Raw genomic sequence first — 14,174 nt, forward strand, 5'->3', positions numbered from 1 at the left:
GCGTGTAGGAGCTGCGGCACGCTGCGATCTTTTGATCTTGCTTTTCAGAATCAAAAGATCGCAGCCTCGTTGCACTCGTCAGCTCCTACAAGGGCATCGGCGCATCAACGGAAACGATCAACCTCGGAACGCAGATCCGCCGCCAACTTCTCCAGCTCTTTGGCGGTGACTGCAAGGTTCGACACCACCTCACGCTGCTCACTGTTCGCCAAGGCAATGCTCTGCAAGTTGCTGCTGAGCAACGTCGCGGTGCTGCTCTGTTCCTGGGTCGCCGTAGTGATCGCGGCAAACTGCTGACCCGCCGAGCGGCTCTGCTCATCGATGCGTGCCAGCGCCGAGGCAACATTGGCGTTACGCGACAGACCTTCCTGCATCAGCACATTGCCCTGCTCCATGGTGCTGATCGCGTTGCCGGTTTCCTGCTGGATGCTGTGAATCATGCTGGAAATTTCATCGGTCGCCTGACGGGTACGCGAAGCCAGGCTGCGCACTTCATCGGCCACCACAGCGAAGCCGCGACCTTGTTCACCGGCACGTGCCGCTTCAATCGCAGCGTTGAGCGCCAGCAGGTTGGTCTGCTCGGCAATCGAGGTGATAACCCCGACGATACCGCCGATTTCCTGCGACCGCTGGCCGAGGGTGTTGATCACCGTGGCGGTGCTGTTCAGCGCGCCAGCGATTTGCTCCAGCGAGGACGATGCCTCTTCCATCGAGCTGCGGCCAATCTGCGTCTGCTGGGCGTTTTCCTGCGCCAGACGCTGGGTCGCGCCCATGTTGTCGGCAATGTTCAGCGAGGTCGCGCTGAACTCTTCCACCGCACCGGCCATGCTGGTGATTTCGCCAGACTGCTGCTCCATGCCTTCGTAGGCACCGCCGGACAAACCGGACAAGGCTTGAGCACGGCTGTTGACCTCTTCCGACGAGCGACGGATGTGCTCGACCATCGTCGACAAGGCTTGGCTCATCTGGTTGAACGCGCGGGACAGCTGACCGATCTCGTCATTGCTCGACACGTTCAGGCGCACGCTCAGATCACCGGCACCCAAGGCTTCGGCCTGACGTACCAGATCGCTCAGTGGCGCCAGCTTGCTGCGCAGCAACCAGACCACCGAACCGACCGCCAGCAACATCGCCAGCAAGCTGCCAATGGCCAGTTGCGTACCGACGCTCCAGGTCACCGCGCGGATCTCGGCTTTCGGCATGCTTGCCACCACCGACCACGGCCCGCCATCGAACGGCACCGCGACGCTGTAGAAATCTTCTGACTTGTCGCCCCAGAACTGACCTTTGCCCGGCGATTTCGCCAGATCCTTGATCACTGGAATCGCTTGATCAAGCGCCTGTACACCTGCCGGTGCAACCAGCCATTTGCTCTGCTCATCGAGCAGCGCCAGCGAACCGGTCTGCCCGATGCGGAAACGCTTGAGGTTGTCGAACTGGGCGTTCTGCGCGTCGGTGTAATCGAAACCAACGAACAGCACCGCAATCACCTTGCCGCTGCCGTCGCGCACCGGGGTGTATTGGGTCATGTAGGAACGATCGAACAGCAACGCACGGCCAACATAGCTCTGCCCCGCCATCAACTTCGCGTACGCCGGGTGAGCGTGGTCAAGCAAGGTGCCGATGGCGCGGGTGCCATCCTGTTTGGTCAGCGAGGTGCTGACCCGCACAAAGTCTTCACCACTGCGTACGAACAGCGTGGCGACACCGGCCGTCATCTGCTTGAACTCGTCGACTTCCTTGAAGTTGTTGTTCAGCACTTCGCTGCCCAGATGCAGGCCCGGGGTCTGCGTGCCGGCGACTGTCACCGGCTCACTTGGGTGAATGCTCAAGCCCGCGCTGAAGCGCTTCTCGAACAACCCGCTCAAGCGCTGGGTGCTTTCACGCAGCGTGCCGTGGAAGGTGCTCAGTTGGTCGGCCAGCAGCCGCGCCTCACTGGCCAGATGTTCTTCACGGGTGGCGAGGTTGGCCGAGTCCAGCGAACGCAGGGCGAACACCGTACTGCCACTGATGACTATCGCCAGTATCACAGCGAGCGCGAGGCCCAGCTGCGAGGCGATCCGAGCGCGAGGTTGAGACATGGACAGCTCCTGGCCGAGCTACCGGATCCTCCCTGATCGCAGCCAATGCTCGGAAATTTTTTAATAATGGGGGTGACCTCATGAAACCGGCACGACGGTTCCATCTGCTCGTAGTCGGCGGCAAAGCCGAATACTTGAGCGCATTGCGAGGGTATGGCGTAAGGCCGGCATTGTGGCGGCTCGAACGTTTCAGCTCAAGCGCGTAACCGCCGGCAGCTCCATGGCGCGGACTTCGCCTTGCAGGAAGTCGCTTAGACGGCGCAAACGTTCACCTCCCGGACGGGTCTTTGGCCACACCAGGTAATAATTCAGTCCGCTGGCGACCGCCGTCGGCCACGGCAGACTCAGGCGTCCTTGCGCGACATCCTCGGCAACCATCAAAAGATCGCCCATCGACACACCGTAGCCGCGCGCCGCTGCGATCATGCCCAGCTCGAGGGTATCGAACACCTGGCCGCCCTTGAGTGAAACCTGATCGGACAGCCCCATGTGCTCCAGCCAACTGCGCCAGTCACGACGATCCGGGGTCGGATGGAGCAATTCGGTGGACGCCAGCCGGGCCAGATCCCACGGCTGATCATTGAGCAGGTTCGGCGCACCCACCGGGATCAGCTCTTCAGGAAATAACAGGCTGGCCTCCCAGTCGGGTGGAAAATGCCCGTCACTCAGCAGCACCGCGCAATCGAACGGCTCATCGTTGAAGTCCACCGAATCGACATCCATCCAGGCGCTGGTCAGTTGCACTTCGTTGCCTGGTTGCAGGTGGCGGAAACGACTGAGTCGCGCCAGCAACCAACGCATGGTCAGGGTCGACGGCGCTTTCATGCGTAGGATGTCATCTTCAGCGCGCAAGGTATTACAGGCCCGCTCCAGGGCTGCGAAGCCTTCACGGATGCCCGGCAACAGCAACCGGGCCGACTCGGTGAGCTGCAAATGGCGACCGCTGCGGTGAAACAGCTTGCATGCAAAGTGATCTTCGAGCGTGCGAATGTGCCGACTCACCGCACTCTGGGTGATCGACAACTCCTCGGCCGCACGCGTGAACGAGCTGTGCCGCGCGGCGGCTTCGAATGCACGCAGGGCATACAACGGAGGAAGTCGACGGGACATGCACAAGGCTCCTGCAGCGGGATACAGCGAAATGGACAGTTTCTACTCAGGATGAGTATTACTCATGCGACTCATCCTTTTTATCCCTTTGTGCAATAAATGCCAAACGCCGAGAATCGACGCTCTCCTGCTCCCTCTGAAATCGACTGGTGATGACCATGCAGCATCCTGTGCGTACCGAACTCTGGGCCATTCTGCGGCTGGCAGGGCCGTTGATCGCTTCACAGTTGGCGCACATGCTGATGGTGCTGACTGACACCCTGATGATGGCGCGCCTCAGCCCGGAAGCGTTGGCCGGTGGCGGTCTCGGTGCGGCGAGCTATTCATTTGTGTCGATTTTCTGCATTGGCGTGATTGCGGCTGTCGGCACGCTGGTGGCGATTCGCAAGGGCGCCGGCGACATCATTGGTGCAGCGCGGCTGACCCAAGCCGGTTTGTGGCTGGCGTGGCTGATGGCGTTGGGCGCCGGGTTACTGCTGTGGAACCTGAAACCGGTGTTGCTGCTGTTCGGCCAGACTGAAACCAACGTCAACGCCGCCGGGCAATTCCTCATCGCCCTGCCCTTTGCCCTGCCTGGCTATCTGAGTTTCATGGCTTTGCGCGGCTTCACCAGTGCGATTGGCCGGGCGACGCCGGTGATGGTTATCAGCCTGGCCGGCACGGTGGCCAACTTCCTTCTCAATTACGCGCTGATCACCGGCATGTTCGGTCTGCCGAAAATGGGTCTGACGGGCATCGGACTGGTCACGGCGATCGTCGCCAATTGCATGGCACTCGCGTTGGCGTGGCACATCCGCCGGCACCCGGCGTATGACGCTTATCCGCTGCGCGCGGGCCTGTCACGGCCGAACCGGCAGTACCTGAAAGAGCTGTGGCGCCTCGGCCTGCCAATCGGCGGCACCTACGCGGTGGAAGTCGGTTTGTTCGCATTTGCGGCGTTGTGCATGGGCACCATGGGCAGCACGCAATTGGGCGCGCACCAGATTGCTCTGCAAATCGTTTCGGTGGCTTTCATGGTGCCGGCGGGCATGTCGTATGCGATCACCATGCGTGTCGGCCAGCATTACGGCGCGGGGCAATTGAGCGATGCGCGGATGTCCGGACGAGTCGGGATCGTCTTCGGCGCCGTGGTGATGCTGGGGTTTGCGATGGTGTTCTGGCTGTTGCCGAATCAGTTGGTCGGGTTGTTCCTCGATCACAATGATCCGGCGTTTGCCGAGGTGATCCGGCTGGCGGTGAGTCTGCTGGCGGTGGCGGCGTGGTTCGAGTTGTTCGACGGCACGCAGACGATCGCGATGGGCTGCATTCGTGGACTCAAGGATGCTAAGACCACGTTTCTGGTCGGGCTCGCTTGCTATTGGCTGATTGGTGCGCCAGCGGCGTGGTGGATGGCGTTCCATTTGAACTGGGGGCCGACGGGTGTCTGGTGGGGGTTGGCGCTGGGTCTGGCGTGCGCGGCGGTGAGTTTGACGCTGGCGTTCGAGTGGAAGATGAAGCGGATGATTCGGCTGGAGCCTGCGCCCTCGAACCCTTACACAGTCGCCCAGACTGACTGAGATCCCCTGTAGGAGTGAGCCTGCTCGCAATAGCGCTGTATCAGTCAGTGCATGATTATCTGACATACCGCTATCGCGAGCAGGCTCACTCCTACAGGGTTATGCGTTCAGCTCACGATTTCCAGGGCTGACTGCTGGCTTGAGCCGAAGGTCAGATACTCAACCAGTTCCGCCAACGGCAACGGCCGGCTGATCAGATAACCCTGCACCTGATCACAACCAAACCCGCGCAGCAATTCCAGTTGTTCCGGCGTCTCAACCCCTTCCGCCACCACTTCCAGATGCAGGTTGTGCGCAAGGTTGATCATCGCGTGCACAAGTTTGCGGTTCTCCTCGCGCTGCTCCATGCCGCCGACGAAGCTCTTGTCGATCTTCAGCAAGGTGATCGGCAAGCTGTTGAGGTGCACGAACGAGGAAAACCCGGTGCCAAAGTCATCCAGCGAAAAACGCACACCGAGGCGGCCCAAAGCATCCATGGTCTGCTTGACCAGATCGCTGCGGCGCATCACCGCGGTTTCGGTCAGTTCGAATTCCAGCCACTGCGCTTCAACACCGCGTTCAGCGATCAAGCGGCTGAGGGTCGGCAACAACTGGCTGTCCTGAAACTGCCGGAACGACAGGTTGATCGCCATGTGCAGCGCCGGCAATCCGCGTTCGCGCAGCGCCTGCATATCACGCAGGGCCCGGGAAATCACCCAGTAACCCAACGGCACAATCAGCCCGCTCTGTTCGGCCAACGGCACGAATTCGCTGGGCGGCAGCAAGCCACGCTCGCCATGACGCCAGCGCACCAAGGCTTCGAGGCCGACAATCTGGCCGTCCTCAAGATTCAACCGTGGCTGGTAATGCAGCTCCAGTTCATCGCGACGCAACGCCCGGCGCAGCTCGCTTTCGAGGTCGGCCATGCTCCGTGCATTGCGGTTGATGCGTTCGTTGAAGATATGAAAGGTGCAGCCCTGCGTGCTCTTGGCCTGCTGCATGGCGATGTGCGCATGCCACATCAGCGGGTCGGCCCCGGCCTGTGCGCGAGCATGGGCGATGCCGAGGCTGGAGCCGATCAGCAGGCTTTCGCCATCGACCCAATACGGTTCGGCGAGCGCTTCGGTAATGCGTTCGGCCATCCATTCGGCGCGTTGCGGCGCGCGGCGGGTATCAATCAACAGGGCGAATTCGTCACTGCCCAGCCGCGCCAGTTGATCGCCAGCCTCCAGCTGACTTTTCAACCGTGCGACCACCTGCAGGATCAAGCGATCGCCGGCCTGATGGCCAAGGGCGTCATTGGCATGGCGGAAGTTGTCGAGATCGAGATGGCCGAGGGCCAGGCCACGGCCGTCGTTTTCCGCGAGGCGCGCCGCAAGCAAGGTCTGAAAACCCTGTCGGTTGGCGATGCCCGTCAGCGGATCCTGTTCGGCGAGGCGCTGCAGGGTGTTTTCGAGAACGCCGCGTTCGCGCACATGGCGCAGGCAACGGCGCAGCATGCCGGCGTCAAGGGCGTCGAACACCAGCCAGTCACTGACGCCAACCGGCGCGGTGTCCGGTTCGTGTTCCAGCAGCAATACCGTCGGCAGGCTGCAACGACCGGGTGCCGGTTGCAACGCCGGAATCGTCAACAACACCGCGTGGCGGTTGTCTTCGAACAAACTGCTGACCGACTCCCAGCTCGGGGCGCTGATCAGCACCGCCGCGCTGCCCATTGGAGCCAGACACTCACGCAATAACGCTGTCCACGCTGGCTCTTCGGCCAGTAGCAGCAAACGCAAGGGTTCGACAGGCGTAGACAAGCTAGCTCCCTAGACTCTGCAATGATGTGGGCGGGGGCATTATGCCGTTGCTATGACCAATGACCAAATGACAACGGTTATCGAAACGTTATTTTGTGTCACGAATGAGTACATTAGCCGCAAAATCACCGCGCATCCTCCGCGAAAGTAACAAAACCGGCAAATTTGAATCGCGTGGTACGTCACAAGTCGGACAGAGCAGCACAAATCTCTGAGCCTGTTAAAATGCCGGCCCATTTCGTCAACGACTCCCGAATTTTCGTATGTCCCGACTCAATCCCCGGCAGCAAGAAGCCGTGAACTACGTCGGCGGCCCTCTATTGGTGCTCGCCGGTGCTGGCTCCGGCAAGACCAGCGTGATCACGCGCAAAATCGCGCACCTGATCCAGAACTGCGGCATCCGCGCCCAGTACATCGTCGCCATGACCTTTACCAACAAGGCCGCGCGCGAGATGAAAGAGCGGGTCGGCACCTTGCTGCGGGCCGGCGAAGGGCGTGGGCTGACGGTCTGCACCTTCCACAACCTCGGTCTGAACATCATCCGCAAGGAACACGCGCGGCTGGGCTACAAACCCGGTTTCTCGATCTTTGACGAGACCGATGTAAAAGCGCTGATGACCGACATCATGCAGAAGGAATACGCGGGCGAAGACGGCGTCGACGAGATCAAGAACATGATCGGCGCCTGGAAAAACGACCTGATCCTGCCGCCTCAGGCGCTGGAGAACGCGCGTAATCCCAAGGAACAGACTGCCGCCATCGTCTACACCCACTATCAGCGCACGCTGAAAGCGTTCAACGCGGTGGACTTCGACGACCTGATCCTGCTGCCGGTAAAACTCTTCGAAGAACACGCCGACATTCTCGAAAAGTGGCAGAACAAGGTGCGTTACCTGCTGGTCGACGAATACCAGGACACCAACGCCAGCCAGTATCTGCTGGTAAAAATGCTCATCGGCAAGCGCAACCAGTTCACCGTGGTAGGCGACGACGACCAGTCGATCTACGCCTGGCGTGGCGCGCGGCCGGAAAACCTGATGTTGCTCAAGGACGACTATCCGTCCTTGAAAGTGGTGATGCTCGAACAGAACTATCGCTCGACCAGTCGCATCCTGCGCTGCGCCAACGTGCTGATCTCGAACAACCCGCACGAATTCGAAAAGCAGCTGTGGAGCGAGATGGGCCACGGCGACGAGATCCGCGTGATCCGCTGCCGCAACGAGGACGCCGAAGCCGAGCGCGTGGCCATGGAAATCCTCAGCCTGCACTTGCGCACCGACCGCCCGTACAGCGATTTTGCGATTCTCTATCGCGGTAACTATCAGGCCAAGCTGATCGAGCTGAAGTTGCAGCATCACCAGGTGCCGTACCGCTTGAGCGGCGGTAACAGCTTCTTCGGCCGCCAGGAAGTGAAAGACCTGATGGCCTACTTCCGCCTGATCGTCAACCCGGATGACGACAATGCCTTCCTGCGCGTGATCAACGTGCCGCGCCGGGAAATCGGCTCGACCACTTTGGAAAAACTCGGCAACTACGCCACCGAACGCAAGATCTCGATGTACGCCGCCACCGACGAAATCGGTCTGGGCGAGCATCTGGACAGCCGCTTCACCGATCGTCTGTCGCGCTTCAAGCGCTTCATGGACAAGGTCCGCGAGCAATGCGCCGGCGAAGACCCGATCTCGGCGCTGCGCAGCATGGTCATGGACATCGACTATGAGAACTGGCTGCGTACCAACAGCTCCAGCGACAAGGCTGCCGACTATCGGATGAGCAACGTCTGGTTCCTGATCGAGGCGTTGAAAAACACCCTCGAGAAGGACGAAGAAGGCGAAATGACCGTCGAGGACGCCATCGGCAAACTGGTCCTGCGCGACATGCTCGAACGTCAGCAGGAAGAGGAAGACGGTGCCGAAGGCGTGCAGATGATGACGCTGCATGCGTCCAAGGGTCTGGAATTTCCTTACGTGTTCATCATGGGCATGGAAGAGGAAATTCTCCCCCACCGCTCCAGCATCGAAGCCGACACCATCGAAGAAGAACGCCGCCTGGCCTATGTGGGCATCACCCGCGCGCGCCAGACCCTGGCCTTCACCTTCGCCGCCAAGCGCAAGCAGTACGGCGAGATCATCGACTGCGCGCCGAGCCGCTTCCTCGATGAGCTGCCGCCGGACGATCTGGCCTGGGAAGGCAACGACGACACACCGACCGAAGTCAAAGTCGTGCGCGGCAACAGCGCATTGGCTGATATACGCGCGATGTTAAAGCGCTAGAATTGACCACTTTTTTACTAGACCTTCGGCGCACAAAGCGCCAAAAGAGGACAGCTTCATGGAAGCATTGCAGCAGAAAATCCGCGAACAAGGCATCGTGCTTTCCGACCAGGTCCTGAAGGTCGACGCCTTCCTGAACCACCAGATCGACCCGGCCCTGATGAAGCTGATCGGCGACGAATTCGCCTCGCTGTTCAAGGATTCGGGCATCACCAAGATCGTCACCATCGAAGCCTCGGGCATCGCTCCGGCGATCATGACCGGTCTGAACCTCGGCGTGCCGGTGATCTTCGCCCGCAAGCAACAGTCCCTGACCCTGACTGAAAACCTGCTGTCGGCGACCGTTTACTCGTTCACCAAAAAGACCGAAAGCACCGTGGCCATCTCCCCGCGCCACCTGACCAGCAGCGACCGCGTGCTGATCATCGACGACTTTTTGGCCAACGGTAAGGCATCGCAGGCGCTGATCTCGATCATCAAGCAAGCCGGCGCGACCGTTGCCGGCCTGGGTATCGTCATCGAGAAATCGTTCCAGGGCGGCCGCGCCGAACTGGATTCGCAGGGCTATCGCGTTGAATCGCTGGCCCGGGTGAAATCGCTGACGGGTGGCGTGGTCACCTTCATCGAATAACCAGCAACACCGCAGCTCCCCTGTAGGAGTGAGCCTGCTCGCGATAGCGTAGTGTCAGTCGATATATTCGTCGGCTGAAACACGCCATCGCGAGCAGGCTCACTCCTACAGTTGTTTTGGGTCCGGCAGTTATTGCGCGGTGGCTTTCAGCCCGGTGAGCAGCAGGCGCTGGAAGAGGTCCTCTTTCAGGCCTTCCGGGTTTGTCAGTTGCATGCGCTCAAGATGCTCGGGATACAGCGATGCCTCTGGTGCATCGAGGGCAGCCTTGCCCAGTTCGAGGATCTCGGTGAGTTTGAATTTGCTCTTCAGCCAGTTCAGCGCCCGCAGCAAATCCCGTTCAATCGCGGTGAAATCACAGCCCAGCGGGTACTCCGGAAACAGGTTCGGATGCCGTGCGGCGATCGCCTGCAAACGCTGCGGCGTGTTGTCGGCGAAGCGTGGATCGAGGCGGAAATCCTTCGGCAGCTTGCCGACTTTTTGCGCTTGTTCGATAAGTCCCTGCTGGAAGCGTGAGTCGCTGATGTTCAGCAGCGACTCGATCACCACGGCGTCGGATTTGCCGCGCAGATCGGCAATGCCGTATTCGGTCACGACGATATCGCGCAGATGCCGTGGGATCGTGCAGTGGCCGTACTCCCAAACGATGTTGGAACTGACATCGCCACCCGACTCGCGCCAGCTGCGCAGAATCAGAATCGAACGGGCATCGTGCAGCGCATGCCCCTGCGCCACGAAGTTGTACTGCCCGCCGACACCGCTGAGTACCCGCCCGTCTTCGAGCTGATCCGCCACACCGGCGCCGAGCAGAGTCATGGTGAACACGGTGTTGATGAATCGCGCGTCGAGACGTTGCAGGCGCTTTAGTTCTTCCTGCCCGTACAGCTCGTTGATGTAGCTGATGCGGGTCATGTTGAATTCGAGGCGCTTGCTCTGCGGCAGCTCGCGCAGGCGCTCGTAGAAACTGCGCGGGCCGAGAAAGAACCCGCCGTGCACCGAGATGCCGTCAGTCTGCGCGGCCTCGTCGAGGGTGCCGGCGTTGGCCTGTTCCTGGGTCGGCACATCGGGATAAACCTTGCGCCGAATGATCCCGGCATCCGCCAGCACCAGCAGGCCATTGACGAACATTTCGCTGCAACCGTACAGGCCTTTGGCGAACGGGCCGGTGCCGCCCTCACGGTGGATCAGTTGCGCCCATTGGCTAAGGTTGATGTCATCGAGCAACGCCTGATAACCGACGTTATCCGCCTGACGTGCGAGCAGCGCGGCGGTCAGCGCATCGCCCATCGAACCGATGCCAATCTGCAACGTGCCGCCGTCGCGCACCAGCGTACTGGCGTGCACACCAATGAAATGATCCTGAAAGCCCACCGGCATGTTCGGCGTAGAAAACAGCGTGCTGCTGTCCTTTGCATCGATCAGCAGGTCGAAGGTGTCGATGTCGACCTCGGCATCGCCGGGCATGTAGGGCAGATCGGTGTGCACCTGGCCAACCAGCAGAATGGTCTCGCCCGCGTCGCGGCGCTTGGCGATCATCGGGAACAGGTCGAGGGTGATGTCCGGGTTGCAGCTCAGGCTCAGTCGATCCGGATGTTCGCTGCTGCTGGCGAGCAACTGCGCCACCAGGTTCAGCCCGGCAGCGTTGATGTCACGGGCGGCATGACTGTAATTGCTGCTGACGTAATCCTGCTGAGCCGGCGCGCTGTTGAGCAGGCTGCCGGGTTGCATGAAGAATTGTTCGATGCGGATGTTCGCGGGCAGGCTGTCGCGGTGCAGGTCGGCGAGGAAATCGAATTCCGGGTAGTCACCGAAGACACGTTCGACGAAGGGTTCGATGAAGCGCTTTTGCAAACCGTCGCCCAGTGCAGGGCGGCCAAGACACAGCGCGGTGTAGATCGTCAGCTGCCGCTCGGGCAGGCCTTTGATCCGCCGGTACAGCGCGTTGACGAAGTGATTGGGTTTGCCCAGGCCAAGCGGCATGCCCATGTGGATATGCGCCGGCAAGCGCGCCAGCACGTCGTCCACTGCTTGTTCGATCGAACACAACTGCACCATCTGAAGCCTCCTGCCCGTTCCGTGAATAGGGGTAGACCGAGCTTGCCTTGAGTTTGCTGCAAAGAACAGCTTCAGATTGCCCTCACCCTAACCCTCTCCCAGAGGTAGAGGGGACTGATTGGGGGTTGCTGTGAGATACGCCGACATGAAAGTGATGTGCTGAATCCATAATCGCTAAGGTCTTTCAGGTCGATGTATAACGCCAGACACCGCGGTCGGCCCCCTCTCCCTCCGGGAGAGGGCTGGGCGGGCGGCGTTCCGATGAGGGGCTCTTGAATCGCAGGCACAAAAAAACCGTCCGAAGACGGTTTTTTTCGTCAGAAGCGCGGCTTATTTCAGACCGGACATCTTCTCGATCGCGCCCTTCAGGTCAGCGTCGGTGCAATCGGCACAGGTGCCTTTTGGCGGCATGGCGTTGATGCCGGTGATGGCCTTGGCCAGGATGCCGTCGAGGCCGCCCTGGTGATCGGCGCGCTCCTTCCAGGCGGCGGTGTCACCGATTTTCGGCGCGCCCAACAGGCCGGAACCATGGCAAGCGTTGCAATGTTTGGCAATGATTGAGTCTGGAGTCTTGGCATCACCGCCGCCGGCAGTCGCAGCCACTTCCATCCCTTTGCATTCCTGCCCTTGGACACACACCTGGCCGACCGGCTCGAGGCGTTTGGCAATGTCGTCATTCGTCGCAGCTTGAGCGCTGACAGCCCAGAGGGCCAGTACGGTTGCTGGTGCAGCCAGCATTTTCATAATTAGATTCACGCGTTCACCCTCAATGGTGGCTATTCACGCCTGCGGCCACGGTTCGCAGGCGGGCGCAAGTATAGCGGGTAGCCCGCCACACTGAAACAACCCCATAGTCGAAGGGGTTATACCGCACGGTAGAAAAACTGTTCGGATGCCTTTGCCATCATGGCTTGGCACCTCTTTGTTAAAAATTCGCCGGCGTGGCTGCGCTGATTAGTCGCGCAGGCGCGTCGAACGGATTACGAAAACGATGCGGCTTGGTACTTTCAAAGTAGTAGCTGTCGCCGGCTTCGAGAATAAAAGTTTCCAGACCCACCACCAGTTCCAGACGACCTTCCACCAGAATCCCGGTTTCCTCGCCTTCATGGGTGAGCATTTCCTCGCCGGTATCTGCGCCCGGCGGATAGATTTCATTGAGGAAGGCGATGGCGCGACTGGGGTGCGCGCGGCCGACCAGTTTCATGGTCACGGCGCCGTCGGAAATGTCGATCAGCTCGTTGGCCTTGTAGACGATCTGGGTCGGGACTTCTTGCAGAATTTCTTCGGAAAAGAACTCGACCATGGACATGGGAATGCCGCCCAGTACCTTTCTCAGCGAACTGATCGAAGGACTGACGCTGTTCTTTTCGATCATCGAAATGGTGCTGTTGGTGACGCCCGCGCGTTTGGCGAGTTCACGCTGGGAAAGCCCTTTGAGCTTGCGGATCGATTGCAGTCGTTCACCGACGTCCAAGGCGCGAGCCTCCTGATGTTGTAAGAATATTGAGCGTTATCATGGCGACAGCGTTCAGTATTTACAACACTTGGCCCCCGCAGCAGCCTTAACCCTCGGAATAGAGCCTTGGCACCCGACGCAGGTTGCAGAAGATCTGGTACGGAATCGTGTCGGCCCACTGCGCCACTTCACTGGCGAGAATGTTTTTGCCCCACAGCTCGACGGTGGAGCCGAGGTCGGCTTCCGGCACATCCGTCAGGTCGATGCAGAGCATGTCCATCGACACGCGACCGAGAATGCGACTGCGTTTGCCCGCCACTAATACCGGCGTGCCGGTCGGCGCCTGACGCGGGTAGCCGTCGGCGTAACCCATGGCGACCACGCCGATGCGCATTGGTTTGTCGGTGATGAATTTGGCGCCGTAACCCACCGGTTCGCCGGCCGGCAGCTCACGCACGCAGATGACTTTCGACTCCAGGGTCATCACCGGTTGCAGACGATCGGCAACGGCGTTGGCTTCTTCGAACGGGGTCGCGCCGTAGAGCATGATGCCCGGGCGCACCCAGTCGCTGTGAATCTGCGGCCAACCGAGTACGGCGGGCGAGTTGCGCAAGCTGACTTCCGCCGCCAGACCCTGACGCGCCGCCTCAAACACCGCGACCTGTTCGGCGCTGCTCTGTGCGTGCAGTTCATCGGCGCGGGCGAAGTGGCTCATCAGGACGATTTTCGCCACTTTGCCACTGGCCAGCAGACGCTGATAAGCCGCCGGATAATCCTTCGGATGCAGGCCAACACGGTGCATGCCCGAATCGAGCTTCAACCACACGGTGATCGGCTTGCTCAGCGTCGCCTGCTCAATTGCTTCGAGCTGCCACAGCGAATGCACCACGGTCCACAAATCATGCTCGACGATCAACGCCAGCTCATCGGCTTCGAAGATGCCTTCAAGCAACAACACCGGGGCCTTGATGCCGGCCGCGCGCAGCTCCAGCGCTTCCTCGATGCAGGCCACCGCGAAACCATCGGCCTCGGCTTCCAGTGCCTGAGCGCAACGCACCGCGCCATGCCCGTAGGCATCGGCCTTGATCACCGCGAGCGCCTTGGCGCCAGTGACTTCGCGGGCAATTCGGTAGTTGTGGCGCAGGGCTTCTAGGTCGATCAGGGCACGGGCAGGACGCATGGCGGCAGACTTCTAGGCGGTCATGGGAAGAAAAACCGGCGCCGACTGACGACG

Annotated in this window: 10 protein-coding genes; 3 read left to right on the forward strand and 7 right to left on the reverse strand. The window is 60.4% G+C overall.

Going from position 1 to position 14,174, the window contains the following annotated elements; genetic code table 11:
• Window positions 1-104: 104 nt before the first annotated feature.
• Window positions 105-2,081, reverse strand: a complete 1,977-nt coding sequence (locus tag CQ009_RS01155) for a methyl-accepting chemotaxis protein (protein WP_064389541.1) — start codon at window positions 2,079-2,081, stop codon at window positions 105-107.
• Window positions 2,082-2,270: 189 nt separating this feature from the next.
• Window positions 2,271-3,191 carry a LysR substrate-binding domain-containing protein gene (locus CQ009_RS01160; RefSeq protein WP_064389542.1) on the reverse strand — a complete coding sequence of 307 codons (921 nt, stop codon included), beginning with the start codon at window positions 3,189-3,191 and terminating at the stop codon, window positions 2,271-2,273.
• 158 nt (window positions 3,192-3,349) lie between these two features.
• Here CQ009_RS01160 and CQ009_RS01165 point away from each other — a divergent pair, with 158 nt between their 5' ends.
• Window positions 3,350-4,747 carry a NorM family multidrug efflux MATE transporter gene (locus CQ009_RS01165; RefSeq protein WP_105704666.1) on the forward strand — a complete coding sequence of 466 codons (1,398 nt, stop codon included), beginning with the start codon at window positions 3,350-3,352 and terminating at the stop codon, window positions 4,745-4,747.
• Window positions 4,748-4,854: 107 nt separating this feature from the next.
• Here CQ009_RS01165 and CQ009_RS01175 read toward each other — a convergent pair whose 3' ends face one another.
• Complete coding sequence (locus tag CQ009_RS01175; protein ID WP_064389544.1) at window positions 4,855-6,528, reverse strand: bifunctional diguanylate cyclase/phosphodiesterase; 1,674 nt, start codon at window positions 6,526-6,528, stop codon at window positions 4,855-4,857.
• Between the two features lie 263 nt (window positions 6,529-6,791).
• On the opposite strand from CQ009_RS01175, the gene rep reads away from it, so the two are divergent.
• A complete protein-coding gene (rep, locus tag CQ009_RS01180) occupies window positions 6,792-8,801 on the forward strand; it encodes a DNA helicase Rep (protein WP_064116415.1) in 2,010 nt (669 codons plus the stop codon).
• A gap of 58 nt (window positions 8,802-8,859) precedes the next feature.
• Window positions 8,860-9,432: a xanthine phosphoribosyltransferase gene (locus tag CQ009_RS01185; RefSeq protein ID WP_034152041.1), complete on the forward strand. Its 573-nt coding sequence runs from the start codon at window positions 8,860-8,862 to the stop codon at window positions 9,430-9,432.
• Between the two features lie 129 nt (window positions 9,433-9,561).
• On the opposite strand, the gene CQ009_RS01190 is transcribed toward CQ009_RS01185, so the two are convergent.
• The 4 genes from CQ009_RS01190 to alr all read right to left on the reverse strand — a co-directional run bounded on the left by CQ009_RS01190 (window position 9,562) and on the right by alr (window position 14,120).
• Window positions 9,562-11,484, reverse strand: coding sequence for an acetyl-CoA hydrolase/transferase C-terminal domain-containing protein (locus tag CQ009_RS01190; RefSeq protein ID WP_105704667.1), 1,923 nt, complete (start codon window positions 11,482-11,484; stop codon window positions 9,562-9,564).
• A 330-nt stretch (window positions 11,485-11,814) separates the two neighbouring features.
• A complete protein-coding gene (locus tag CQ009_RS01195) occupies window positions 11,815-12,228 on the reverse strand; it encodes a cytochrome c5 family protein (protein ID WP_064389547.1) in 414 nt (137 codons plus the stop codon).
• 181 nt (window positions 12,229-12,409) lie between these two features.
• Complete coding sequence (locus tag CQ009_RS01200) at window positions 12,410-12,958, reverse strand: cupin domain-containing protein (RefSeq protein WP_007920393.1); 549 nt, start codon at window positions 12,956-12,958, stop codon at window positions 12,410-12,412.
• 88 nt (window positions 12,959-13,046) lie between these two features.
• The gene (gene alr, locus CQ009_RS01205) at window positions 13,047-14,120 is read right to left on the reverse strand and encodes an alanine racemase (protein WP_105704668.1); all 1,074 of its coding nucleotides are present in this window, start codon (window positions 14,118-14,120) and stop codon (window positions 13,047-13,049) included.
• Window positions 14,121-14,174 lie beyond the last annotated feature (54 nt).

This window comes from Pseudomonas sp. MYb2 (assembly GCF_002979955.1).
In the GTDB taxonomy this organism is placed as follows: Bacteria; Pseudomonadota; Gammaproteobacteria; order Pseudomonadales; family Pseudomonadaceae; genus Aquipseudomonas.

Coding starts and splice junctions, on each gene's coding strand:
- CQ009_RS01185 (WP_034152041.1), top strand. CDS start 8,860: ATGGAAGCATTGCAGCAGAAAATCCGCGAACAAGGCATCGTGCTTTCC.
- CQ009_RS01190 (WP_105704667.1), bottom strand. CDS start 11,484: ATGGTGCAGTTGTGTTCGATCGAACAAGCAGTGGACGACGTGCTGGCG.
- CQ009_RS01165 (WP_105704666.1), top strand. CDS start 3,350: ATGCAGCATCCTGTGCGTACCGAACTCTGGGCCATTCTGCGGCTGGCA.
- alr (WP_105704668.1), bottom strand. CDS start 14,120: ATGCGTCCTGCCCGTGCCCTGATCGACCTAGAAGCCCTGCGCCACAAC.
- rep (WP_064116415.1), top strand. CDS start 6,792: ATGTCCCGACTCAATCCCCGGCAGCAAGAAGCCGTGAACTACGTCGGC.
- CQ009_RS01155 (WP_064389541.1), bottom strand. CDS start 2,081: ATGTCTCAACCTCGCGCTCGGATCGCCTCGCAGCTGGGCCTCGCGCTC.
- CQ009_RS01160 (WP_064389542.1), bottom strand. CDS start 3,191: ATGTCCCGTCGACTTCCTCCGTTGTATGCCCTGCGTGCATTCGAAGCC.
- CQ009_RS01195 (WP_064389547.1), bottom strand. CDS start 12,228: ATGAAAATGCTGGCTGCACCAGCAACCGTACTGGCCCTCTGGGCTGTC.